At 61.2% G+C, this 22,562-nt stretch carries 23 protein-coding genes and 2 tRNA genes; 6 read left to right on the top strand and 19 right to left on the bottom strand.

From position 1 onward, the window contains the following. Positions 1 to 363: 363 nt before the first annotated feature. From K8B33_RS12840 to K8B33_RS12830, 3 genes are all read right to left on the bottom strand, one after another. Positions 364 to 454 (bottom strand) — tRNA-Ser (locus tag K8B33_RS12840). Between the two features lie 92 nt (positions 455 to 546). Next, entirely contained in the window at positions 547 to 1,017 is a 471-nt protein-coding gene (locus K8B33_RS12835) for a YiiD C-terminal domain-containing protein (protein ID WP_223427101.1), read from the bottom strand. Next, positions 1,014 to 1,574 carry a nitroreductase family protein gene (locus K8B33_RS12830; protein ID WP_223427100.1) on the bottom strand — a complete coding sequence of 187 codons (561 nt, stop codon included), beginning with the start codon at positions 1,572 to 1,574 and terminating at the stop codon, positions 1,014 to 1,016. The genes K8B33_RS12835 and K8B33_RS12830 overlap by 4 nt, the downstream gene beginning before the upstream one ends. Positions 1,575 to 1,759: 185 nt before the next feature. Here K8B33_RS12830 and K8B33_RS12825 point away from each other — a divergent pair, with 185 nt between their 5' ends. Further along, positions 1,760 to 3,307: an adenylate/guanylate cyclase domain-containing protein gene (locus K8B33_RS12825; RefSeq protein ID WP_223427099.1), complete on the top strand. Its 1,548-nt coding sequence runs from the start codon at positions 1,760 to 1,762 to the stop codon at positions 3,305 to 3,307. After that, a complete protein-coding gene (locus K8B33_RS12820; RefSeq protein WP_223427098.1) occupies positions 3,307 to 4,794 on the top strand; it encodes an AbgT family transporter in 1,488 nt (495 codons plus the stop codon). The genes K8B33_RS12825 and K8B33_RS12820 overlap by 1 nt, the downstream gene beginning before the upstream one ends. 18 nt (positions 4,795 to 4,812) lie before the next feature. On the opposite strand, the gene K8B33_RS12815 is transcribed toward K8B33_RS12820, so the two are convergent. From K8B33_RS12815 to K8B33_RS12800, 4 genes are all read right to left on the bottom strand, one after another. Further along, on the bottom strand, positions 4,813 to 5,133 hold the full coding sequence (locus K8B33_RS12815) for a DUF6694 family lipoprotein (RefSeq protein ID WP_223427097.1): 321 nt from the start codon (positions 5,131 to 5,133) through the stop codon (positions 4,813 to 4,815). An 83-nt stretch (positions 5,134 to 5,216) separates the two neighbouring features. Then, the gene (queF, locus tag K8B33_RS12810; protein WP_223427096.1) at positions 5,217 to 6,044 is read right to left on the bottom strand and encodes an NADPH-dependent 7-cyano-7-deazaguanine reductase QueF; all 828 of its coding nucleotides are present in this window, start codon (positions 6,042 to 6,044) and stop codon (positions 5,217 to 5,219) included. Positions 6,045 to 6,078: 34 nt separating this feature from the next. Next, the gene (locus K8B33_RS12805; RefSeq protein ID WP_223427092.1) at positions 6,079 to 6,852 is read right to left on the bottom strand and encodes an ABC transporter permease; all 774 of its coding nucleotides are present in this window, start codon (positions 6,850 to 6,852) and stop codon (positions 6,079 to 6,081) included. After that, positions 6,849 to 7,781 (bottom strand): ABC transporter ATP-binding protein, encoded by a 933-nt coding sequence (locus K8B33_RS12800; protein ID WP_223427091.1) that lies wholly within the window; start codon positions 7,779 to 7,781, stop codon positions 6,849 to 6,851. The genes K8B33_RS12805 and K8B33_RS12800 overlap by 4 nt, the downstream gene beginning before the upstream one ends. A gap of 271 nt (positions 7,782 to 8,052) precedes the next feature. Here K8B33_RS12800 and K8B33_RS12795 point away from each other — a divergent pair, with 271 nt between their 5' ends. Then, the gene (locus K8B33_RS12795) at positions 8,053 to 9,381 is read left to right on the top strand and encodes a carboxypeptidase-like regulatory domain-containing protein (RefSeq protein WP_223427090.1); all 1,329 of its coding nucleotides are present in this window, start codon (positions 8,053 to 8,055) and stop codon (positions 9,379 to 9,381) included. A 27-nt stretch (positions 9,382 to 9,408) separates the two neighbouring features. Here the strand turns inward: K8B33_RS12795 and K8B33_RS12790 are convergent, their stop codons facing one another. From K8B33_RS12790 to K8B33_RS12780, 3 genes are read right to left on the bottom strand one after another with little or no spacing between them, the layout of a single operon-like run. Beyond that, positions 9,409 to 10,089 carry a histidine phosphatase family protein gene (locus tag K8B33_RS12790; RefSeq protein ID WP_223427088.1) on the bottom strand — a complete coding sequence of 227 codons (681 nt, stop codon included), beginning with the start codon at positions 10,087 to 10,089 and terminating at the stop codon, positions 9,409 to 9,411. A gap of 60 nt (positions 10,090 to 10,149) precedes the next feature. Next, positions 10,150 to 11,508, bottom strand: coding sequence for a flavin monoamine oxidase family protein (locus tag K8B33_RS12785; protein ID WP_223427086.1), 1,359 nt, complete (start codon positions 11,506 to 11,508; stop codon positions 10,150 to 10,152). 15 nt (positions 11,509 to 11,523) lie between these two features. Continuing rightward, positions 11,524 to 12,453, bottom strand: a complete 930-nt coding sequence (locus tag K8B33_RS12780; protein ID WP_223427084.1) for a LysR family transcriptional regulator — start codon at positions 12,451 to 12,453, stop codon at positions 11,524 to 11,526. A gap of 158 nt (positions 12,454 to 12,611) precedes the next feature. Between K8B33_RS12780 and K8B33_RS12775 the strand changes: the two genes are divergently transcribed. After that, positions 12,612 to 13,385: a ferredoxin--NADP reductase gene (locus tag K8B33_RS12775; protein ID WP_223427082.1), complete on the top strand. Its 774-nt coding sequence runs from the start codon at positions 12,612 to 12,614 to the stop codon at positions 13,383 to 13,385. A gap of 131 nt (positions 13,386 to 13,516) precedes the next feature. On the opposite strand, the gene K8B33_RS12770 is transcribed toward K8B33_RS12775, so the two are convergent. The 4 genes from K8B33_RS12770 to K8B33_RS12755 all read right to left on the bottom strand — a co-directional run bounded on the left by K8B33_RS12770 (position 13,517) and on the right by K8B33_RS12755 (position 17,795). Next, complete coding sequence (locus tag K8B33_RS12770) at positions 13,517 to 14,815, bottom strand: sodium ion-translocating decarboxylase subunit beta (protein ID WP_223427081.1); 1,299 nt, start codon at positions 14,813 to 14,815, stop codon at positions 13,517 to 13,519. A gap of 10 nt (positions 14,816 to 14,825) precedes the next feature. Next, the gene (gene oadA, locus K8B33_RS12765) at positions 14,826 to 16,601 is read right to left on the bottom strand and encodes a sodium-extruding oxaloacetate decarboxylase subunit alpha (protein WP_223427080.1); all 1,776 of its coding nucleotides are present in this window, start codon (positions 16,599 to 16,601) and stop codon (positions 14,826 to 14,828) included. Between the two features lie 38 nt (positions 16,602 to 16,639). Then, positions 16,640 to 16,906: an OadG family protein gene (locus K8B33_RS12760; protein ID WP_223427079.1), complete on the bottom strand. Its 267-nt coding sequence runs from the start codon at positions 16,904 to 16,906 to the stop codon at positions 16,640 to 16,642. Between the two features lie 812 nt (positions 16,907 to 17,718). Then, positions 17,719 to 17,795 (bottom strand) — tRNA-Arg (locus tag K8B33_RS12755). Positions 17,796 to 18,045: 250 nt separating this feature from the next. On the opposite strand from K8B33_RS12755, the gene K8B33_RS12750 reads away from it, so the two are divergent. Then, positions 18,046 to 19,146, top strand: coding sequence for a saccharopine dehydrogenase family protein (locus K8B33_RS12750; RefSeq protein ID WP_223427077.1), 1,101 nt, complete (start codon positions 18,046 to 18,048; stop codon positions 19,144 to 19,146). A gap of 80 nt (positions 19,147 to 19,226) precedes the next feature. Here K8B33_RS12750 and bfr read toward each other — a convergent pair whose 3' ends face one another. Together bfr and K8B33_RS12740 are read right to left on the bottom strand one after the other, a co-directional pair. After that, positions 19,227 to 19,700: a bacterioferritin gene (gene bfr, locus K8B33_RS12745; RefSeq protein ID WP_223427070.1), complete on the bottom strand. Its 474-nt coding sequence runs from the start codon at positions 19,698 to 19,700 to the stop codon at positions 19,227 to 19,229. A 176-nt stretch (positions 19,701 to 19,876) separates the two neighbouring features. Next, on the bottom strand, positions 19,877 to 20,146 hold the full coding sequence (locus K8B33_RS12740; RefSeq protein WP_223427068.1) for a bacterioferritin-associated ferredoxin: 270 nt from the start codon (positions 20,144 to 20,146) through the stop codon (positions 19,877 to 19,879). A 203-nt stretch (positions 20,147 to 20,349) separates the two neighbouring features. Between K8B33_RS12740 and K8B33_RS12735 the strand changes: the two genes are divergently transcribed. Further along, positions 20,350 to 20,865 (top strand): outer membrane beta-barrel protein, encoded by a 516-nt coding sequence (locus K8B33_RS12735; RefSeq protein WP_223427066.1) that lies wholly within the window; start codon positions 20,350 to 20,352, stop codon positions 20,863 to 20,865. 68 nt (positions 20,866 to 20,933) lie between these two features. On the opposite strand, the gene ccmE is transcribed toward K8B33_RS12735, so the two are convergent. Genes ccmE through ccmC form a run of 3 tightly spaced genes read right to left on the bottom strand, consistent with a single transcriptional unit; the run spans position 20,934 to position 22,557 of the window. Next, positions 20,934 to 21,410, bottom strand: coding sequence for a cytochrome c maturation protein CcmE (gene ccmE / locus K8B33_RS12730; protein WP_223427063.1), 477 nt, complete (start codon positions 21,408 to 21,410; stop codon positions 20,934 to 20,936). After that, positions 21,407 to 21,595 (bottom strand): heme exporter protein CcmD, encoded by a 189-nt coding sequence (gene ccmD, locus K8B33_RS12725; protein WP_223427061.1) that lies wholly within the window; start codon positions 21,593 to 21,595, stop codon positions 21,407 to 21,409. Before ccmD ends, ccmE begins: the two co-directional genes overlap by 4 nt. Then, the gene (gene ccmC, locus K8B33_RS12720; protein ID WP_396020981.1) at positions 21,595 to 22,557 is read right to left on the bottom strand and encodes a heme ABC transporter permease CcmC; all 963 of its coding nucleotides are present in this window, start codon (positions 22,555 to 22,557) and stop codon (positions 21,595 to 21,597) included. Before ccmC ends, ccmD begins: the two co-directional genes overlap by 1 nt. Positions 22,558 to 22,562: the final 5 nt, after the last annotated feature.

Raw genomic sequence — 22,562 nt, 5'->3', positions numbered from 1 at the left:
GGGGCGGGGATGTATTTTCAGGACTGTGTGAGGCATGGATGCCGAACACAAGACTACAGGGATGTATTTACGGCGGGTCCTGAAAATACATCCCCGCCCCCCGAGGGCCACAACCACCCAACCAACAAAGAATGGAAAGCACGAAGCGCACTGCACAGCTGAGGCTGGCTGGTCCGGTGCCATCGTCGGGGGCGCGTTGCGCCCCTGAGGGAGGGATTGATTCGCCCGCTTGCGGGCTCACCCCTTCGGGGCGCACTGCGTGCGTCCTGCGCCGCTGCGCGGCTTGTCGAACGGAGGGTTCGAATCAAGACCTCCCTCACCGCCAGGCACAAAAAAGCCCGCTTGCGCGGGCTGTTTTGTGTCTGGCGGTGAGGGAGGGATTCGAACCCTCGATACGCTATTAACGTATACACACTTTCCAGGCGTGCTCCTTAAGCCACTCGGACACCTCACCGGAACTTTCAACTGACAGCGCGGCGGTTGGCCACCTGCAGAGGGCGCGTAGATTACCCGAGTCGGGGGGTGATCGCAACGCGCGCCGGGGCTTTAGTCGACCACGGGTTCCGGGGCAGCCAGGTCGCGGGCCAGGTAATGGGCCGTGAAGCGGGTGGCGATTTCGCCCCGGGGACTGAGCAGCTCGGCGGTCACCGCCAGACGGGCGCGGCCGCGGCGTTTCAGGCGGCGCGTGAAGCGGGCCAACTCCTCTTCTGCAGCGTGTATCTGCAGGATCGCGTTTTCCTTCAATGGCGCGATGTACTGGATGCCCGAATCTGCCGCCACCACATCGACCTGAGCCGCGATCTGTTCGCCTTCCAGTGTGGTCAGGGCCCAGCCGCCCAGAGTCAGCAGCGCTGCCTGGCTACCGGCAAAGAAGGTGCCCTTGTCGTTGACGTTGGCGACCAGCGGCGCACTGAGGGTCAGGTGCCCGCTGCGCCAGTCCTGCAAGGTGAAGGCCAGATGTCGGGTCAGCGGGATGGCGGCGCGGACGCGTTCGGCGAGGGTCTCCAGCGGCGTCATTCAGGCAGGCTCCGGAGGTAGCGCAGTGGATCGTCTTCCGGCACGCGTTTGATGGCGCCCGCCGGGGTACCGAGATAGATAAAGCCGACGATCTCGTCCTTGGCGGCAAAGCCGAGTGCGTTTTTGACATGGGGATGGCGGGCCATGCCGCCGGTGCGCCACATGGCGCCGATGTCCAGGGCGTGGGCGGCAAGCATGATGTTCTGCACCGCTGCGCCGGTGGCGATGATTTGCTCCAGCACTGGCACCCGGTTATCCGGGTCGGTTTCGGCGACAGCGACCAGGATGGTCGGAGCCCGCAGCGGTTTGCTGCGCAGCTTGGCCAGCGCGTCTTCATCCGTATCGGGCTCGTCCTGCAGACGTGCTTCCACGAAGACATCGCCCAGCCACTGGCGCTGCTGGCCTTCGAGGATCAGAAAACGCCAGGGCCGTAAAACGCCGTGATCCGGTGCCCGCATGGCGGCGCGCAGCATCACTTCCAGCTGTGCCTGATCCGGGCCCGGACCACCCAGCACGGCGATGGAAACCCGGTTATGCAGTGCGCTGATCACATCCATCAATTACCTCTCGTGGTCCATGCCTGAGCGGCGCCCATTGTACATGAGACACGCGCCGGCAACCTCAGCGTCTGCGCCTGTTGCGATAACAGGTATCCGCAATAAGCACGCTCATTTCGTTACCGCGCTTTTTACTTGCCTGCCAACTGGTTTAAGCTTGCAGCACACGGGACACGCGGGCTCTCATGAAACCGGCAATCGATAACAAGAAGCGGCCACGGCGCCAGGAAGATCCTCACGCCCGGGTACGCCGCCAGGCCAGCTACATCCGGCTACTGGAATTCGTGGTAGCGGCCATCATTCTCTCCGCAGGCATCTATTGGAAGCTCTATCCCGAGCTGTACATGCTGATGGTCGCGTTGCTGCTGGCCTATCCGCTGATCGCCCAGAGCATCGCGTTCATGCTCGAGCGCAAGGGCAGGCGCCAGCAGGAAGCCAGCCGGATTCTGGTGCAGGTGGATGCCGTGCTCATCGGCACCACCATTGCCGCCCTGCACTTTGCCCTGATTCCCTCGCTGGCGCTGCTGATCATCGTGCACGCCAATGCCGTGACCAGTGGTGGCATCCGGCCCTGGTTGCTGAATATTCTGCTCACCGGTGCAGGCTGTGGCATCGGCATGGTGATCTTCGGCATGCAGGTGACGCCGCCGGAGGCCACCCCCGTGCTGCTGAATCTGCTCTCCATGGTCGGGCTGGGCATCTATGTCGGCGGCTCGTCGCTGTATGCGCTCAACCAGACACGCAATGTGCGCATGGCGCAAGCCTATATGGCACGCCAGCAGAAGCAGGCCGTGGATCTGTCACGCAAGCTGGCCAAGTACCTGCCACCGCAGATCTGGGGGCAGCTGTTTTCCGGCAAGCGTGACGCCAAGCTGGAAACACGCCGCAAGCGGCTGACCGTGTTCTTCTCTGACATCAAGGGCTTCAGCAATATCTCTGAAGACCTGCCGCTGGACAAGCTGACCGGTCTGCTCAACAGCTATCTCAACGAAATGACCCGCATCGCGCTGCGTTATGGCGGCACCATCGACAAGTTCATTGGCGATGCCGTGATGGTGTTCTTCGGCGACCCGGTCAGCCGGGGCTCTAAAGAAGACGCCTTCAACTGCGTGGCCATGGCAGTGGAAATGCAGCGGCAGATGAAGCTGCTGCGTCAGCGCTGGCAGCGCGAAGGCATCACCCAGAAACTGGAAATTCGCATCGGCATCAACAGTGGTTACGTCACCGTGGGCAACTTCGGCGCGGAGTCGCGGATGGATTACACCATTCTCGGCACGGATGTGAACCTGGCCAGCCGGCTGGAATCCCAGGCGCGGGCCGGGCGCATCCTGATTTCACAAGCCACCTATGAGCTGGTCAAGGATCGCGTCATCTGTCGCAACATGGGTGACATAGAGGTCAAGGGCTTCAACCGCCCTATTCCGGTCTATGAAGTGCAGGAGCTCAAGGCAGATGCGGCGGGGCGCGACAAGTTTGTCTCGGTGCAGACGGAAGGCTTCGGGCTGCATCTGGATGTGCGACGCATTCGCAATTTTGACCGCGACCGCCTTTTGCGGGCACTGGCCGGTGCGGCCCGTGATCTGCGCACGCGGGATGCGGTGCAGGTCGACACCGAAGCCGAAGGCTTCTCTCTGCATCTCGACAGCACGCGCCTGCGACAGAAAGATGTCGGCCGGGTCATCGAAATCATGGGCAAGGCCGCTCAGCGCATCAAGAAGGAAGTGGTGCTCTGATGTCAGCCGCACCGAGGCTGCAACGCTGGCTGTCGGCGCTGGAACGCGCCGGCAATCGTATCCCCCACCCGTCCCTGCTGTTCGTATTGCTCTGCGCCCTACTGCTTCCACTGTCGCTATTACTGACGCTGCTGGGCACCGATGCCACACATCCTGTCTCCGGCGAGATAGTGCAGGTGCGCAGTCTGCTGTCCGCCGCCGGCATACGGGAAATGCTGACCGGCGCGGTCACCAACTTCACCGGCTTTGCACCGGTCGGCATCGTGGTGGTGGCGATGCTGGGCGTCGGTATTGCAGAACGCAGCGGGCTGCTCGGGGCCGCCCTGAGCGCACTGGTGCGGCGCGCGCCGCAGGCCTTGCTGGTGCCGGTGATTGCCCTGGCCGGGGTCATGTCCAGCCTGGCGATCGATGCCGGCTATGTGGTGCTGATCCCGCTGGCGGCGCTGCTGTTCCAGTTTGCAGGGCGCCACCCTCTGGCGGGCATCGCGGCAGGTTTCGCGGCGGTGGCCGGTGGTTTCAGCGCCAACCTGCTGGTGGGCCCGCTGGATGTGATGCTCGGCGGTATCAGCACGGCGGCAGCGCAGATCGCCGACGCCGAGGCTGACGTGACGGCCACCGCCAACTACTGGTTCATGCTGGTGTCCACTGTCTTTGTCGTTGGCGTCGTGACACTGGTCACCGTGCGCTGGATAGAGCCCTGGCTCGCCAGCCGAGGCGGCACGCTGCTCACCGTCTCCGACGACAACCACAGCACGGACCATCGGGCATTGCGCCGCGCCGGACTGGCGCTGCTGGCGTTTGTATTGTTGTGTGTACTGCTGGCCTGGCCGGAGAGCGGCGCGTTACGGGATGCCGAGGGCGCACTCATGACCGGCCCCCTGGTCAGTCACAGCGTTATCCTCATTGCCCTGGCCGCAGCCATAACCGGCATCGTCTACGGTCGCACAAGCGGCAGCCTGCCTGACGGAAAAAGCGTGATCGAAAGTATGGAAGATACGCTGCGCATGCTGGCGGGCTATCTGGTGCTGATGTTCTTTGCAGCGCAGTTTGTGGCCTGGTTCAGCTGGTCGGAGATTGGACTGGTACTGGCAATACGCGGTGCCGATTTTCTGGGTGGCCTGGCGCTGCCCGCCAGTGTCCTGCTGGTATCGATGATCCTGATGATGGCGCTGCTGAATCTGCTGATCGGTAGCGCCAGTGCGAAATGGGCGTTGATAGCGCCTGTGCTGGTGCCGATGCTGCTGCTATTGGGCATAAGCCCCGACATCACGCAGGCCGCCTACCGGGTCGGCGACTCCAGCACCAATATCATCACACCACTGATGCCGTACTTCGTGCTGGTGCTGGGCTTCGCACGCCGTTATCAGCCGGACACCGGCATCGGCACGCTGATCAGCATGATGCTGCCTTACAGCCTGCTGCTGCTTGGCGGCTGGATCATCATGCTGATGCTGTGGCTCTGGACGGGCTGGCCGCTGGGCTTCTGACAGCCCCGGCCGCCCTGTCTATCGCGCTGCGTCGCGAATTTTCTGCGCTTCGGCGATCACATCTTTGGCAGACATCTTGTCCAGCCCGGCATAGGGCGAGGCCATCTCTTCAGGCGGGGTATCGCGCTGAGCCGCCATCATGTCGTCCCGGGTGATGTTGTGCAGCATCACGATCAGCAGGGCTTCCGCAAACTCCTGGCGCCGCTCCTCATCCATCTCGGCCGCCACCGCTTCAAGGGACTGCTCAAACGCTTCTTCGCTGCTGGCATCCAGCTGCGGCTCGCTGCTGCAACCGGCAAGCAGCGCCAGGAACAACAGGCTGGCAAAGAACTTTTTCATGCATGACTCCAGACAGGATCAGGGGGCAACGCGGGCCCGACAGCCAGCATAATGCCTGCTGACGGGAGGTGATGCCAGTGGCGCTACTGACGCGGCGTGCGCAATATCGGCGCTGGTGCGTCGTCGCTGCTGCGGAAGGGATTGATATCCAGCCCGCCCCGCCGGGTGAAAAACCCCTGCACGCTGAGCTGCTGCGGTGCGCACTGGCGTTGAATATCCTGATACACCAGCTCCACCACCTGCTCGTGAAAACCGCTGTGATTGCGGAACGACACCAGATAGCGCAACAGGCTTTCCGGCGCAATCGGCTTGCCGGTGTAACGCACCACGACCGTGGCCCAGTCCGGCTGCCGTGTTACCGGGCAGAGGCTGCGCACCAGATGAGAATACAGCTGCGCGGTATGCGTCGGCCCTTCCATCGTGCCGAGCAACGCGGGCGCATAATCAAAGCCCTCAATTGACACGGTCAGCGTATCCACGCAATCCCCGGCGGGCAATTGCAGCGCCTCACCGGCAGCGTCATCCAGCGACTGCAGACGCACCGTGACCGGGCCACCAGCAGCTGCGCTGAGATCGGCCTCCATCGTCCCGGCTACCTCTTGCTTACCGGCGAAGCGCGTATTGGCAAAACCGTTGAGATAGAGCTTCAGGGATTTGGATTCCACCAGGCAGTCGCTGTCACAGGGTACGGTGATCTGCGCCATCGCCACCACCGGTTTGCCTTGCTGATCCAGCCAGGACAATTCGTAGGCGTTCCACACATCCACCCCTTTGAACGGCAATGCCCCGGCAGGCAACGCCAGTACCTCACGCGCCAGCGATCGCGGAATCGGGCTCAGCAGTGCGGCATCATAGTGATCCACATAATCGGTCTGCTGGCCCAGCGGGATATCGCCATAGGGGTTTGTCATCGCTTTCTCTTTATATGTGAGGCCTGCAAAGCCATCAGTGCCGGATACCCGTGCCGCGGTGCAGCAGCCACAGGCAGAAACAGAACATGCCGGCAGTGATCACGAACACCGCGCCCAGGGACGCGGCCACATTGACATCGCTGACACCAAGAATCCCGTAGCGGAAGGTATTGACCATATAGACCACCGGATTCAGCAGCGACACACCGCGCCAGAATTCGGACAACTGATCCAGAGAGTAGAACACGCCTCCCAGATAGGTCAGCGGCGTCAGCACAAACGTCGGAATAATGGAGATATCATCAAAACTGTTGGCGAACACGGCATTGATGAATCCCGCCAGTGAAAACAGAATCGCCGTCAGCAAGACGACCAACAGCGTAATCCAGGCATGTTCGGGGCGCAGGTCGGTAAAGAACAGCGCCAGGCAGGTGACGATAAAGCCCACCGCCAGCCCACGGGCAACACCGCCGGCGACGTAGCCGCTGAGAATGACCACCGACGACATGGGCGACACCAGCATCTCCTCGATGGAATGCTGGAACTTGGTGCCATAAAACGAACTGACCACATTGCCGTAGCTGTTCTGGATCACACTCATCATGATCAGGCCGGGCACGATGTACTGCATGTAATCGAAACCACCCACCTCACCAATGCGGCTACCGATCAGGTTGCCGAAGATGACAAAGTACAACGCCATGGTGATAGCGGGCGGCAGCAGCGTCTGCGGCCAGATTCGCAGAAAACGGCGAATCTCCTTGACCACCAGCGTCAGGAACGCCACCCATTGCTGATGCAGGCTCATGGCTGCGACTCCCCGGGCAGGTTACGTTCCACCAGCCGCAGGAACAGCTCTTCCAGGCGGTTGGCCTTGTTGCGCATGCTCATCACGGAAATATCCTTCGCCGCCAGCTGCTGGAATACGTTGTTGAGTGCTTCGCTCTTGGGCACCGCCACTTCCAGCGTGCGCTCGTCACGCAGGCGCACCTCGAAGCCGTTCAGCGCTGGCGCTTCTGTCACCGGCTCCGCCAGATCCAGAATGAAGGTCTCCACCTGCAGCTTCTCGAGCAGCGATTTCATGTCCGTGTTCTCGACGATGACACCATGATCAATAATGGCGATCCGTCGGCACAGGGACTCTGCTTCTTCAAGATAGTGGGTCGTGAGAATAATGGTCTTGCCCAGGCCATTCAGCTCTGTCAGAAAATCCCACATGGAGCGGCGCAACTCGATATCCACGCCAGCGGTGGGCTCGTCCAGAATCAACAGTTCCGGTTCGTGCACCAACGCCCGGGCAATCATCAGGCGGCGCTTCATGCCGCCGGAGAGCTGCCGTGCTGCACTGTCGCGCTTGTCCCACAGGCCCAGCTTGCGCAGATATTTTTCCGCCTGTTGACGGGCCTGCCCGGCAGGGATGCCATAAAACCCGGCCTGGGTCACGACGATGTCGAAGACCTTTTCGAACTGGTTGAAGTTGAATTCCTGCGGCACCACGCCAATCAGGCGTTTGGCCTTGCCGCGCTCGGTGTCCAGCGAGTGACCAAACACCGTCACCTCGCCGCCGCTCTTGTTCACCAGCGAGCTGACGATACCGATGGTGGTGGATTTGCCGGCGCCATTGGGGCCCAGCAACGCGAAAAACTCACCTTTGCGCACATCCAGACTGATGTCCTTGAGCGCCTCAACCCCGTTAGCGTAGGTCTTGCTGAGGTGACGAATGGAAAGTGCTGTCAAAAGATACCCCTTGCGACGGACTGGCAGACCAGAGCGTTGTGAAGCTTACCCGACCTGACGTGATGATGAGGGCATATTCAGGCTTTTCAAGCAGCCCGCAGCCGCTGTGGCGGACGGCCCCACAACCACATGGAATACAGTTGCCCCGGCAATTATGATGTTGTGACCGCGTTACTGGAAGCGCACAGGCCTCCTGTGGCATTAAAGAACCGGTTCCGGGGCCGGGTGGCCCGGGGGAGACACAAGGACGACATTGAACGGAATTCCCATCATGAAAAACATGACCGTTAGCGTATTGCCAGGGCTACTCGCGCTGTTGCTGGCCGCCTGTGGCGGTGGTGGAGGCGGCGGGGGCGGCTCGACTGATCGTCCCGATCAGGCGGACCCACCCGAACCGGGTGCAACAGGTCTCAGCGGCAAGATCACCGCACCGAATGGTGAAACACCCATACCCGGGGTCACGGTTTACTACGACGGCACCGGCACCGGCCTGAGTCTGCCTGCACCTCGCAGCGCGCAGACCGGTTGTGCCGCGCCACCGCCGGGCAGTGGCCCCTGGGGCTGCACGGATCAGCACGGTTTCTTCGTGCTTGAGCTCGGCGAGTTGGACCCCGCGCCAGATACCTTGCCGCTCGCTTTTTTCAAGGGCAAGTGGGCGGGCCAGGCCAGCGCCGACGGACTGGGTGACTATATCGGCGCCCTGCCCTTCCCGGCCGATGCCGCCAGCGGCGCACCGCGCATCGCCGTGGTCACTGGCGTATACGATCAGATCGAGGAGGTGCTGATACACCTTGGCATGACGAGCAATCCGGGCACAGGCAGTGTAGCGCTGACCAGGTCCATGCCAGTAGCTGGCCAGCACACTCATCCGCACACTCACCGCAAAGATGCACAGCCGCGCACCGCCATGGCAATGACAGAGGGCTACGACATCTGTGACATGCCGGGAGTCTGTCAGGAGCCAGACTGGCTGGGCAGCGAAACCTTCGATCTGTATATCGGCTCCCGGCAATATGGGGGCATCGGTGAAGACTATCCGGACCTCGAAACCCTGTTCACGCCAACGGCCGGCGGCCAGCTGCCGCTGATGGACTACGACATCCTGTACGTCAATTGCGACGCGCCACCGCCCTATGATGTGCTGAACTGGGAGAATACCCTGGCGCAGTTTGTGAGCCAGGGCGGGCTGCTCTACGTTACAGATCTGTCCAGTGAGTGGGTAACACAGCCGTTCTACAGCTATGTCAGCCAGAACTTCATGGTCGACGGCGTTGATGGGGACAGAGTGCAGGTGACGGACAGTGCGCTGCGCGACTGGCTGCGCGCCATGCCCTGCGGCAACGGCAACGCCTGCGTGGACAACAATGGCCGCTTCTGGCTGACCGGTTACGGGGATGATGTGCTGACGCCAGATGATCCGGCAGTCACACCATTGGTCACGGACCTGAGTGGCGACAGGGTACTGACGCTGCGCTTCCCTCACGGGGATAATGCGGGGCAGGTCTTCTTCAGCACATTCCACACGGCTGACGGCTTCTATGGCAGCAGTGGGCGTACTGCAGAAGAGCGCATGCTGGAATATCTGTTCTACGCTGATTGATCGGCGTGGATCAGGGCCGTATCGGCCTTACGGGCTGCCCGCCAGGGTAGCCCGCTTCCCCGGCTCACCACGCCATACCCAGTGCAGCACATCGTCGTCAAACCACAGCCACAGGCCTTCCATCATCCAGGGCCAGTCCCGGTCACTGATAGCGCTGCGCGCCATCAGCCCGGCAACAAAGGCAGCCAGAATCGTGTCATGGGTGACATGCACCGCCATGGCACCCGGTGCGGGATCTCGGGCCAACAGGTATTCGCTCATTTTCCGCAGCCCGGCCTCCGGCGTCAGCACACCGTGCAGATCACCGCGCAGGTGGCGGTTGACGAAGCCCACCGCACCCAGTTCGAAGAACAGCGGCCCCACCCGCTCGATATCCTGAACATAGCAGCCCGGCTCTACCAGGGAGGGTTCGTGATCCAGCAGCAACTGATCACCAACCAGCCCGGCTTCCCTTCCCCCTTCATGCATCGCCACTGCCGTATCCACACAGCGCCCGACCGGGCTGGAGTAAAACGCAGACACCGCACGCGGCAAGCGTCGGCCCCAATCCCGGGCCATGACCACGCCTTCCGGGGTCAGCGGCAACCGGTAATCGGCAAAGCCGTTGCGGGCCAGCTCTCTCACGGAATGACGGGTAAGCAGATGAATCGGACGGTCCGCAGGCAATAACGGCAAGGCATCTTCAAGACGGGGGTGCAGGCGCGCCATCGGGTCGCTGTGTCCAGAGTAATAAGTCAGCCATGATCATCAATGACACCGGCACGAGGGTCAAATGCTGGCCTGCAGGACCTCTTCGGCGGCCCTCAGTCCCGAACGCACCGCGCCTTCAATGTAGCCATTCCAGTGGCTGGCCGTTTCCGTGCCAGCCCAGTGAACACGGCCGTGGGGCGTGCGCACCGATGCGCCCAGGCGGCTGAGCAGCCCCGGTGGCGCGACCCCCGCATAGCAGCCTCTGGACCAGGTCTCGTTGGCCCAGACATGATCCAGATAACGCCGTGGCTGGCGCGCACGCATACCGAAGAAGCGGGCAAACGCTGCGGTGACCACCTGCTGCCGTTCCTCGACGCTGGCCAGTGCCCACTGCTCGGCGGCGCGGCCTTCGATAAAGCCCATCAGAATCCCCTGCTCGGTCCCCGGCGGCGTGGCATCAAACGCGACATGCAGGGGCGGCGCATCACTGATCGCCGAACCGGACAGCCGCTCCTCGCGCCAGAAGGGCCGGTCGTAGACGGCAAAACACTTGATGACCCGCCCCGGCGTCAGTTGCTCACACCATTGTGCCCGCGCGGTCGGCTGGCCGGGCCGAAAATCCACCTGCGCTGTCAGCACCGGTGGCAAGGTCGAGATCACGCGCCCGGCTTCGTACACGCCCCCGGGGGTATGCACCTTGACTCGGCTGCCGGACTGCTCCACGCACAGCACCGGTTGTTCCAGCAGCACCGGCACATCCTGCTCCTGCAACCCGGCGGCCAGCGCGCCCGCCAGCCCCTGCAGGCCGCCGGACACCCGGTCCTGCTGGGCGCCATTGCGGGATGATGTCAACGACATCAGCCCGCCACCACTGTGCACATAAAACAGCGCATGCAGCAGGCTGATGTCATCCGGGTGCGCGGCAAACACACTTTCCACCGCCACCCGCAGTACATCGAACGCCACGCGACTGCGCAGATTGCGCCGCATCCAGTCGCCGACCGACTGGGCATCCAGCGCTGCCGCATTCGCCGCCTCCCAGGGCGATTCCAGCGGAATACGACGGGCAAGTTGCTCCAGCCGGAGGAACCCCCAGCCGATATTCGCCAACGCCCAGGGAGACACGCGCCAGGGAATCGGGCCCCGATAGGTGCGCCGGCGCTCGTTCACATACAGTACGTTGCGGCCTGCCACATACATCGGCCAGACCGTTTTGCCGAACCGTGCTGCCAGCGCATACATGTGCGTCTGCCCGGGGCCCAGCCACTGGCCGCCCAGGTCCAGCCACAGGTCATTGCCGTAATGTTCCGTGAGCGTGCGGCCACCCACCCGATCACGGGCCTCCAGCAGCAGCACGTTGCGGCCGGCCCGGGTCAATGCATCGGCAGCGCTCAGGCCCGCGAAGCCGGCGCCCAGTACAATAATTTCGGCATCCACTGGCAAGGTATCCGGTCAGGGTGTGATGTTTGGTTGTGCTGCGGCGGTGCAGAGTTCAAGCCAGCGCGTGATACTGCGGCTACGGTATTTCTGCCGGTGCAGCACAAAGTAGAAACGCCGGGAAAAATCCCGATGCGGCACCGGCAACGGCACCAGACTACCCCGGCGGAATGCCTCCGCCAGCGTGACGCGGGACAGGCAGCCAATACCCAACCCCGCCTCCACCGCACGTTTAATCGCTTCAGTGTGCTGCAGCTCCAGCAGTACATTCAACCCCGGCAACAGACCATGCATCGCACGATCGAAGGTCTGCCGGGTGCCGGAACCCGGCTCCCGGAGAATCCAGGTGGCCGCCTCCAGGTCTGCATCCGAGAGTACTGCATCCGAGAGTCCCACAGCCGAGAGCGCCGCCCGGTTCGCCAGCGGATGCTCGGGGGAGCAAAACACCATCAGGTCATCATCACGCCAGGGCGTCACTTCCAGTTCCGGGTGATGAAACTCCCCCTCGATCAACCCCACATCCAGGCGAAAATGCAGCACGGCGTCTGCAATGTGTTCGGTGTTGTCCACTTCCAGCACCACCCGGGCGTCAGGCACATCACTCATGTATCGCGCCATGATGCCCACCGCGAGGTAGTTGCCGATGGTCAAGGTCGCCCCGACACGCAACTCGCCGCCCTCGCTGTGGCCCGAGAGCATCTCCTCCAGCTCCCTGGCCTGCTCCAGCAACGCCTCGGCACGGGGCAGCAAGGCGCGGCCCAGATCATTCAGCCGCAGCCGCTTGCCGGCGCGGTCAAACAGGGCGATGCCGAATTGCTGCTCCATCTCCCGCAACGCGCCGCTGGCCGCCGATTGCGACATGGCCAGGCTCGCCGCCGCGCGGGTGATGTTCTCCAGTCGTGCGGTGGCCAGGAATACGTCCAGTTGCCGCAGGGTGTAACGCATAAGCGGTCCTCATCGCCCCATCTCATTAATCGTTTTTAACGATAAAGGATATCAGGATATCCCATTTTACCGATCAAAGGCCATGGGGTACCGTTTCACCCTGTCCGCACGGCCGTTTGCACAGGCTGATTGCGCCACTTTTATCAGGAGCGTCAGGCATGTCGAACTTGAACACCGAAACCGTCACCAGCGTACGTCACTGGAATGACACCCTGTTCAGCTTCACTACCAGCCGCGATCCGGGCTTCCGTTACAAGAACGGGCATTTCACCATGATCGGGCTGCAAGTCGAACAGCGTCCGCTGCTGCGCGCTTACAGCATTGTCAGCGCCAATTACGAGGAAGAGCTGGAGTTTTTCAGCATCAAGGTGCCGGACGGCCCGCTGACCTCGCGCCTGCAACAAATCCAGGTGGGCGACGAAGTGCTGGTCAGCCGCAAGCCCACCGGTACGCTGGTCACCGACCATCTGCTGCCGGGGCGCCATCTTTATCTGCTCAGCACCGGTACCGGCCTCGCGCCTTTCATGAGCATCATCAAGGACCCGGAAGTTTATGAGCAGTACGACAAGGTCATCCTGACCCATGGCGTGCGCCATGTGTCGGAGCTGGCTTATCGGGATGTGATCGAGAACGAATTGCCGGACAACGAGTTCTTCGGTGAGATGGTGCGGGACAAGCTGATCTACTACCCCACCGTTACACGCGAGCCATTTCACAACCAGGGTCGCCTGACGACACTGATGGACAACGGCAAGCTGTTCAGTGATATCGGGCTGCCGGATATGGACCCTGAGCATGATCGCTTCATGCTCTGCGGGAGCCCGTCCATGCTCAAGGACATGTGTGCGTTACTGGATGGACGCGGCTTTCGTGAGACCCGCGGGGGGGAAGTCGGGCATTATGTTATTGAGCGTGCGTTTGTTGAGAAGTAGGGAGTTGATGGGTTGATTGGGAGAGTGGTGCGCTTCGCTTTGCTCAGCACACCCTACGCAGATCCTGCATGCTCCCGGAGAATGTGAAAAAGGCGCCCGAGGGCGCCTTTTTTCTGGCTGCGCGCGATGCGTTAACCGACAAAGTTGAGGAGGACGCCAGCTGCGACTGCGGAGCCGATGACACCGGCGACGTTCGGACCCATGGCGTGCATGAGCAGGAAGTTCTGGTTGTTGGCCTCCAGACCTACCTTGTTGGCCACACGTGCGGCCATGGGCACAGCGGATACCCCGGCGGCACCGATGATCGGATTAATCGGCGTGCGCGAAAGCTTGCTCATCAGCTTGCCCATGAGCACGCCACTGGCCGTACCGATGCAGAAGGCCGCCAGACCCAGCACGATAATCCCCAACGTCTGTGGCACCAGGAAGCCTTCCGCGCTGAGCTTGGCGCCCACCGCGAGACCCAGCAGAATAGTCACCACATTGATCAACGCATTACTGGTGGTATCCACCAGACGGCTGACCACGCCGGATTCCTTCATCAGATTGCCCAGACAGAACATGCCCAGCAGCGGCGCCGCGTCAGGCAGCACCAGCGCCACCAGCAGCAACAACAGAATCGGGAAGATGATTTTCTCCGCTCGACTGACCGGGCGCAATTGCTCCATGCGAATTTCGCGTTCTTTTTTCGTGGTCAGCAAACGGATGATAGGAGGCTGTATCAGCGGCACCAGCGCCATATAGGAATAGGCGGCCACCGCCACAGCACCCAGCAGTTCCGGCGCCAGACGCGCCGTCACGTAGATCGCCGTGGGGCCGTCAGCACCGCCGATAATACCGATGGACGCCGCCTGAGCGATGGAAAAATCCAGCCCCATATAGTTCAGTGCCAGCGCACCGATCAGGGCCGCAAAAATACCGAACTGGGCCGCAGCGCCCAACAGCAACGTGCGCGGGTTTGCCAACAGCGGACCGAAATCCGTCATCGCGCCAACACCGAGAAATATCAACAGCGGGAATACGCCGGTCGCCAGGCCTACCTCATAGATCAGGTACAGCAGGCCGTCGGTATAATTGGCATCCAGCGCCAGTTCATGCAACTGGCTGCGCAGTGCCGGCTCCGCCGCATGGTAGGCGTTGTACAGTGTGCGCGTGCCCGCTTCTGCATCCATGCCCAGCAGCTGCGCCATGCCCGCCACCACCTCGGCACTGCCAAGATGCAGTGCCTGACTGACTGCGGATTCGGCCAGCCCCGCCACAGGAATATTCGCCAGCAGCCCGCCAAAACCGATCGGCAGCAGCAACAGCGGTTCGAACTTGCGCACGATCGCCAAGTACAACAACACCAGACAGACCAGAATCATCAGCGCCTGGCCCGGCTCCATGTGATAAAGGCCGGTGCTATGCCAGAGTTTTTCCAGACGTTCCATGGAGCCTCCGTCAGGCGAGGGAGACCAGGGCATCGCCCACGGTCACCGCATCGCCTTCCTTTACATTGACGGCGGCAATGGTGCCGGCGCGTGGGGCGGAAACATCCGTCTCCATCTTCATGGCTTCCAGCACCATGATCTTTTCCCCTTCTTTCACTTGCTGCCCGGGCTTCACCAGCACCTTGAAGATGTTGCCCGCCAGCGGTGCGGGCACTGCCTCACCCTCACCTGCCGGCACGGCGCCAGCGCTGTCGCCGCCGCCATTGAGGGCACGAATACCGGTCACATCACCGCCGTTGCTGACGGTCACCGTGTAGTCCTTGCCCTCCACCGTTACGGTGTAGATTTCTTCACCATCGTCCGTGGTCACCAGGCTGCCTTCCTTACCGGTCGGCACCGGCTCGAACGCCGCCGGGTTACCCCGGTTTTCCAGAAACTTGAGACCGATCTGCGGGAACAGCGCGTAGGTGAGCACGTCATCAATCCGGCGCTCGCCGTCTGCCAGCGTAATACCCTGCTCTTTTGCCTGCGCCGTCAGTTCATCCGTCAGCCGCGCCATCTCGTTCTCGAGCATATCTGCCGGGCGACAGGTCACCAGCGCATCCCCTTCCAGTGCGCGCTCCTGCAGCGTCTGATTGAACGGCGCCGGAGAGGCACCATACTCGCCCCGCAGCACAGCACGGGTTTCTTTCGAGAACGCCTTGTAGCGCTCACCGGCCAGCACGTTCAGTACCGCCTGGGTACCCACGATCTGCGAGGTCGGCGTCACCAGCGGAATAAAACCCAGGTCTTCGCGCACGCGGGGAATTTCTTCCAGCACTTCGTCCAGGCGATCACCGGCATTCTGTTCGCGCAGCTGGCTTTCCATATTGGTCAGCATGCCGCCGGGCACCTGCGCCACGAGAATGCGCGAATCCACCCCACGCAAGCTGCCTTCAAATTTCGCGTACTTCTTGCGCACCTCGCGGAAATACGCCGCGATCTCCTCCAGCAACAGAATATCCAGCCCGGTATCACGCTGCGTCCCCTCGAGGATCGCCACCACGGCTTCTGTGGGGCTGTGGCCGTAGGTCATGGACATGGACGAGATGGCGGTATCCACGTTATCAATACCGGCTTCTGCTGCCTTGAGAATGGTCGACGTCGACAGACCGGTCGTGGCATGACACTGCATGTGAATCGGAATATTCACCGCCGTTTTCAATTTGCTCACCAGCTCATAGGCCACATAGGGCTTGAGCAGACCGGCCATATCCTTGATGCAGATAGAGTGCGCGCCCATGTCTTCGATTTCACGGCCCAGGTCCACCCACATATCAATGGTGTGCACCGGGCTCACGGTGTAGGACATGGTGCCCTGGGCATGCTTGTCCTGCTTGAGCACTGCGTCGATGGCGCGCTGGATATTGCGCATGTCGTTCATGGCATCAAAGACACGGAACACATCCACACCATTGACGGCCGCCCGCTCGACAAACTTGTCGACAACGTCATCAGCATAATGACGATAGCCCAGCAGGTTCTGCCCACGCAGGAGCATTTGCTGAGGCGTCTTCGGCATCGCAGCCTTGAGCTCGCGGATACGGTCCCAGGGGTCTTCGCCCAGATAGCGAATGCAGGCGTCAAAGGTCGCGCCACCCCAGGATTCCAGAGACCAGAAACCGACCTCGTCCAGCTTGCCGGCGATCGGCAGCATGTCGTCGATCCGTAACCGGGTGGCAAACAACGACTGATGGGCGTCGCGCAACACCACATCGGTAATGCCAAGCGGCTTTTTCTCACTCATGGCCAGACCCTTGATTATGTTCTCTGATTGGTTGCTTGCTAGGCGCGGCGCGCGCGATGCTGCCGCACGGCATCCTGAATAATCGCCAGCACATGGGGCGACACAGGCTGTGCGCCGCCGGTGGCAGCAGAGGGATCAGTATTACCGGCGTCGGCCGGTGCCGGAACAGGTGCCGGCTCGGGAAGAAAGCGGGTGAGCAGCGCTGACATCAGTGTCATCAGCACAACGAGGGTAATCAGAAAGGCGAACACCACACCGATACCGGTGAGCATCAGTTCCAGGCCTTGCGTCATTAACTCGTCCATCACAAACACCCCTTTCCTGAAGTGGCCGGATCATCGGCGAGAGCAAGTCTTTTGGACTCACGCGCACCCATGCCCCAGAGCGGCGAAATGTACCGGGATTGTCGACAATAAGCAATTACACGCGGGGGTGACCAAAATGATCACCCCATGTAAATCAGCGTGTTGCGTTCAATGCGAGCGCCGCGCCGACGCCGGCCTCCGTGGTACCGCATAGCAAGGACCCAGAAGGCTCATTGCGCAGATTACCCGGGGCGCTCATTGATGGTGTTTTCCATTTGCTTTGTTGGTTTGGTGGTTGTGGCCCTCGGGGGGCGGTAAAGGTTTTCAGGACACGCCGTAAACCCATCCCTGGGGGCTTGGTTTCGGCATCCTGCCTCAAACAGTCCTGAAAACCTTTACCGCCCCCCGAGGGCCGTCACGCTCAGCCAGGCCAACAAACTGGAAGCCAACTGACGGTTTTGTTCCTTCAGAAAGTTGATACACACACCGAATTCAGAATCTACTGCCAGCGTTGAGCCGGGGTATGCCCTGTAGGGACCTCTTTGGCCAGGGATGGCCAAAGCGCGAGCGACCAGGGGTGAGGCAAGCGTCTTGCAAAGCACCGCTTTGCGCGCAGCCGAACGACCGCCATCTGTGATGGCGGGCCGGACCCGAAGGGGCTTGAGCGGTCCCGGAAGGGCATACCCCGGCTCAACGCGTACTCAATGGAGGGTGACCAACCCCGCTGGAGAGCTCCCCCCAATTTCAGATGATCAACCCGCAACAAGCCAAAAAAAAGCCCCTGACCGGTTACAGTCAGGGGCTTTTCTGTGTGGTACACCCGGAAGGATTCGAACCTCCGACCTTCTGGTTCGTAGCCAGACGCTCTATCCAACTGAGCTACGGGTGCATAAACCGTCACAAATCATACCCGAGCACGCTGTGTTGCCTGGCGCCTCGAGAGGATGCGCATTATTCCGAATAGGTCCGCGTTCGTCAAGCGTGCGCAGCAGCAATTTTTCGTATTTGCATCAGAGGCTTTGCTCAGGCGCCGCCATCAGTCCGCCGCCATGGAGTACCTGATGGAGTGTCCCCGTCGGACAGGGCGCCGGGGCCGCAGGCATGCATAATCGGGTTTTGTTTCAACGGGGACACTGACCATGCAATGGATGATCTATGGCGCAAACGGCTACACCGGCGAGTTGATCGCCCGGGAGGCCGTCAGCCGGGGCCTGACGCCGATATTGGCCGGACGCAGCGAGAGCCGGCTGCAGCCGCTGGCAGCGGGACTGGGGCTGTCCTGGCGCGCCTTTGCGCTGGATGATCCCGCGTCAGTGATTGCCGGGCTGGACGGTGTTGATCTGGTGCTGCACTGCGCCGGGCCGTTTTCGGCCACCAGCAGCCCGATGATTGAGGGCTGCCTGGCCGTCGGGGCGCATTATCTGGATATCACCGGTGAGATTCCGGTGTTCGAGCACGCTCGCGCGCAGCACGAGCGGGCCCTGGCGGCGGGTGTCACGCTGTGTCCCGGTGTCGGTTTCGATGTCATCCCCACGGATTGTGTGGCGCTGCGCCTGAAAGAACTGGTGCCCGATGCAACGCATCTGTCGCTGGGCTTTGAAACGGCGTCCGGCCTGTCACCGGGTACGGCGAAAACCGTGGTTGAAGGGCTGGGCAACGGCTGCCAGATCCGCCGCGATGGGCGCATCAAGGACATGCCGCTGGCCTGGGGGCGCCGACGCATCGACTTCGGCCAGGGCCCTCGCCGGGCCATGACCATTCCCTGGGGCGACGTTTCCACGGCCTACAGCACGACCGGCATTGCCAATATCGATACCTGGGTGCCGCTGCCAGCGGCGGCCATCCTCGGTGCGCGTCTGGGCAATCTGGTGCGCCCGTTACTGGGCAGCCAGTGGCTGCAGCGGCAGCTCAAGGCGCTTATCGATCGCAAGGTGAAAGGCCCGGATGCCAGCACTCGCGCCCGCTTGCCTACCTGGGTGTGGGGCGAGGCGCGCAATGCGAAAGGGGAAGGCAAAGTCGTGCGCATCCGCACGGCAAACGGCTATAGCCTGACCATTGACGGGGCGTTGGCGGTGACGGGTTATTTGCTTGGCCAGGGATCAGCGCATCAGGAGAGCAAGGGCGCCAGTGGCTATACTCCGGGCTACATTACGGGCTACACCACGCCAGCTGCGCTGCTGGGCTCCGGGCTGATCACGCAGTTGCCGGGCTCTGGCGAATTTTCCGTGTCGGATATCTGAAACCAACAGCGCCCTGTGTGACGCTGCAGCTCACACAGGGCGCCGTGCGGAAATGTCAGAATGCTGCGCTGCGGCAGAACTCAGGCCGTTTCCATCTGCTTCTGCAGGTAATTTTCCAGACCCACCTTGTCGATCAGCCCGAGTTGGGTTTCCAGCCAGTCGATATGCTCTTCTTCTGATTCCAGAATGCTGTTGAACACATCGCGGGATACGTAGTCCTTGACGGAATCAGCGTAGGCGATGGCCTCTTTCAGCAGCGGTACGGCTTCGTGCTCCAGCTTGAGATCACACTCCAGCATTTCCCGCGTGTTTTCGCCGATTTTCAGGCGCCCGAGATCCTGCAGATTGGGCAGGCCTTCCAGGAACAGGATGCGCTGGATCAACTGATCCGCATGCTTCATCTCGTCGATGGATTCTTCGTATTCCTTTTCCGCCAGCTTCTCCAGCCCCCAGTCCTTGTACATGCGTGCGTGCAGGAAATACTGGTTGATCGCCACCAGCTCGTTGGCCAGTGCCTTGTTCAGAAATTCAATGACTTTTGCGTCACCACGCATAGCTTGTCTCCATCAGAACATCGCGGGTGACGTTATTGTCGGGGGACCAGCAAGGGACTGCAACCGCGCATTCGCAACGGCCACAGGAAGCAGAAGCAGGAATAAAAACGGCTCTCATCAGCAATAACTGTTGAGAGCCGTCAGAGCAGGTCAGGGGAGACCTGGTACAAGTGAGATCAGGCTGGCTGGGGCACGTACATGATGGGCATGACGGGCATGGCTGGCGTCGCACCGGAATGAGGGCCGCCGTACGTTGCGGCTGCCTGGGACTGCGCAGATGTCAGGGCACGGGTATCCCTGAGCACCTCATGCGCCTCCCGGACACATTTTCCACACTGACCACCTACCCCGAGTTCCCGACGAAGATCGCGCAAACTGCCACAGCCCTGGTGGGCCGCTTCCCGTATCTGGTTGTCAGTGATGCCCTTGCAGAGACAAACGTACATGGTTCGCATCCGGTTATCTGATCTCAGGTACAGATACTAACCATAATGATAATGATTATCAAGTATATATTGATGCTGTGCTGCATCCGACTTGCCTGCCTCCAAACTTGCCCCACCCGCCCCTTTATCTTTAAATGGTGCCCCGAAGGGGGAACCTTTTATCACTTTACTCTTTAATAACAAGGAATTAGGGGAAGGACACAATGAAGAAGTATCTTATCGGTGCGCTGGTACTGGGGCTGGCGAATACGGCCGTGGCGACGGAAGGACACAGCCAGGAAGGTGGTTTTTTTGGCCTCAAGGCCGGGACCATGCGGGTTGATGTCACGGACAACGGTCTGGGGATAGACCTGGATGACTCTACCAATATCGGCTTCTACACCGGCTACGTTGGCCAGAGCGGCCTGGGTTTCGAGCTGGAATATACCCAGCCAACCTCCAAGACAGACACTGGCGTGCCCTCGGTGAAGTACGAGCTCCGCACGCTGGCGCTCTATGGCACTTTCCGCAGCGACGGCAATATCTACCTGAAAGGCAAGGCGGGCTATCTGCGTGAGGACGTGAAGTTTTCAGGCCCGGGCGGCTCTGCCTCCGACAAGGAAAGCGGCATGTCCCTGGGGGGCGGTGTCGGTTTCATGCTGGGCAGTTCACGCCTGGAGCTGGAATACACCATTATCGAATCAGATGTGAACTACCTGAGTATCGGCTTCATCTTCTGACAGTTCACGGCAATGCACGAACAACCGGTCGGCTGAACAGCGACCGGTTGTCGGGCATCAATCCCGCGTCAGTATGAAACGCCCTCTTCGGCCTCATACACCGAACCATCCACACTCGGATGCCCGGCACGCTGCAGGGCTTCCAGCACTTCCGGCGGCATATACTGCTCATCATGCTTGGCCAGTACTTCCGTGGCGTCGAAACGGCTCTCACTGATCAGGGTGCCGTTGGCCACAATGCCCTGCCCTTCGCGGAACAGATCGGGCAGGATGCCGACGTAGTAAACCGTAAAGGTGCCCAAGCCATCAGTCAGATCGAAGGCATTTTCCAGGGTCTCCTGATCACGGCGCACCGATCCCTCGACCACCAGCCCTCCTACACGCATGCGCTGCCCCACCGGTGCCTCGCCCTCGGCGACCTGCTGCGGTGTGTAGAACAGATTGATATTTGCGGATATCGCATACAGCAACAACCCTGTCGCCAGTGCCAGGCCCGCCAGAGCGCCGAGCGTAATCAGCAGACGTTGTTTGCGTACCGGATTCATTGCCTCTCCTGCATCATCTTCTGTCGTCGAATAATGTTTTTCAGATCACGGCGAACCCGACGACCACGAGACACCGCAACGCCCACATTCAGCAGAATCAGGGCTACACCGATACCGAACGCACTCCAGACAAACGGGCCATGCACGCCCATCTGCCAGAGTGCGGCGAAAGAATCGAAATACATCAGCTCACCTCCTCGCGCACCCACTGACTCTTGCGCTCACGCCAGAGAATTTCCGTGCGGGCGCGCACCAGCACCGTGACCGCATACAGGAAGTAGATGCCGAACATGGACAACAGCAGTGGCGCCAGCATGCTGGGATGAATGGCGCTGCCCGCCGTCCCGAACATGCTCATGGAGCTGCCCTGATGCAGGCTCTGCCACCAGTCCACGGAATAACGCACGATCACCACATTGATCACCCCCACCACACTGAGCAGGCTCGCCGCGCGCCCCGCCTGGCGCGGATCACGGATCGCGTTCTGCAGGGCGATCACACCCAGGTACAGGAACAGCAGGATCAGCATGGAGGTAAGGCGTGCATCCCATATCCAGTAGGTGCCCCATGTGGGCCGGCCCCAGATAGCACCGCTGATCAGGGAAACGGCCGCCATCACGGCGCCAAACGGGGCGATGGCCTTGATCATGATTTCAGCCATTTTCAAGCGCCAGACCAGCGCTACCAGGCCCGCGACGCCCATGGCCATATAGCCCATCAGCGCTGCGCTGGATGCGGGCACATGCAAATAGATGATGCGATAACTGTTGCCTTGCTCGTGATGGGGCGGCGCGAAGGCCAGCCCCCAGACCAGGCCGGTGAGGCACAGCACCACCGCAATCGCCACCAGCCACGGTAACCACAGGCCACTGAGGCGATAGAAGTACCGTGGTGAGCCCAGTTCGTGATACCAGCGCTCTAATGTGCGCCAGTACAGGTCCGGATAACGCAGCGCACCAAAATAAAACACCACACCGAAAACCCAGCCACCGCCGAGCCAGATACTGCGCGGCAGCACCGGCGCCGACCAGATAAACCAGGTCAGCACGGCCGCCAGCAGCGTGACCAGGCTGATCAGATAAAAATGCCCCGGCAGCGCCATGTTAACGGAGGCCTGTGATCTGTGTTCTGCGCGCGAATCCTGCATAACGT

This window comes from Alcanivorax limicola, assembly GCF_019931215.1.
GTDB lineage: Bacteria > Pseudomonadota > Gammaproteobacteria > Pseudomonadales > Alcanivoracaceae > Isoalcanivorax > Isoalcanivorax limicola.
The sequence above is the reverse complement of the archived record's forward strand: the minus strand, read 5'-3'. Positions and strand labels throughout refer to the sequence as shown.

Coding starts and splice junctions, on each gene's coding strand:
- K8B33_RS12835 (WP_223427101.1), bottom strand. CDS start 1,017: ATGACGCCGCTGGAGACCCTCGCCGAACGCGTCCGCGCCGCCATCCCG.
- K8B33_RS12830 (WP_223427100.1), bottom strand. CDS start 1,574: ATGGATGTGATCAGCGCACTGCATAACCGGGTTTCCATCGCCGTGCTG.
- K8B33_RS12825 (WP_223427099.1), top strand. CDS start 1,760: ATGAAACCGGCAATCGATAACAAGAAGCGGCCACGGCGCCAGGAAGAT.
- K8B33_RS12820 (WP_223427098.1), top strand. CDS start 3,307: ATGTCAGCCGCACCGAGGCTGCAACGCTGGCTGTCGGCGCTGGAACGC.
- K8B33_RS12815 (WP_223427097.1), bottom strand. CDS start 5,133: ATGAAAAAGTTCTTTGCCAGCCTGTTGTTCCTGGCGCTGCTTGCCGGT.
- queF (WP_223427096.1), bottom strand. CDS start 6,044: ATGACAAACCCCTATGGCGATATCCCGCTGGGCCAGCAGACCGATTAT.
- K8B33_RS12805 (WP_223427092.1), bottom strand. CDS start 6,852: ATGAGCCTGCATCAGCAATGGGTGGCGTTCCTGACGCTGGTGGTCAAG.
- K8B33_RS12795 (WP_223427090.1), top strand. CDS start 8,053: ATGAAAAACATGACCGTTAGCGTATTGCCAGGGCTACTCGCGCTGTTG.
- K8B33_RS12790 (WP_223427088.1), bottom strand. CDS start 10,089: ATGGCGCGCCTGCACCCCCGTCTTGAAGATGCCTTGCCGTTATTGCCT.
- K8B33_RS12780 (WP_223427084.1), bottom strand. CDS start 12,453: ATGCGTTACACCCTGCGGCAACTGGACGTATTCCTGGCCACCGCACGA.
- K8B33_RS12775 (WP_223427082.1), top strand. CDS start 12,612: ATGTCGAACTTGAACACCGAAACCGTCACCAGCGTACGTCACTGGAAT.
- K8B33_RS12770 (WP_223427081.1), bottom strand. CDS start 14,815: ATGGAACGTCTGGAAAAACTCTGGCATAGCACCGGCCTTTATCACATG.
- oadA (WP_223427080.1), bottom strand. CDS start 16,601: ATGAGTGAGAAAAAGCCGCTTGGCATTACCGATGTGGTGTTGCGCGAC.
- K8B33_RS12760 (WP_223427079.1), bottom strand. CDS start 16,906: ATGGACGAGTTAATGACGCAAGGCCTGGAACTGATGCTCACCGGTATC.
- K8B33_RS12750 (WP_223427077.1), top strand. CDS start 18,046: ATGCAATGGATGATCTATGGCGCAAACGGCTACACCGGCGAGTTGATC.
- bfr (WP_223427070.1), bottom strand. CDS start 19,700: ATGCGTGGTGACGCAAAAGTCATTGAATTTCTGAACAAGGCACTGGCC.
- K8B33_RS12740 (WP_223427068.1), bottom strand. CDS start 20,146: ATGTACGTTTGTCTCTGCAAGGGCATCACTGACAACCAGATACGGGAA.
- K8B33_RS12735 (WP_223427066.1), top strand. CDS start 20,350: ATGAAGAAGTATCTTATCGGTGCGCTGGTACTGGGGCTGGCGAATACG.
- ccmE (WP_223427063.1), bottom strand. CDS start 21,410: ATGAATCCGGTACGCAAACAACGTCTGCTGATTACGCTCGGCGCTCTG.
- ccmD (WP_223427061.1), bottom strand. CDS start 21,595: ATGTATTTCGATTCTTTCGCCGCACTCTGGCAGATGGGCGTGCATGGC.
- ccmC (WP_396020981.1), bottom strand. CDS start 22,557: ATGCAGGATTCGCGCGCAGAACACAGATCACAGGCCTCCGTTAACATG.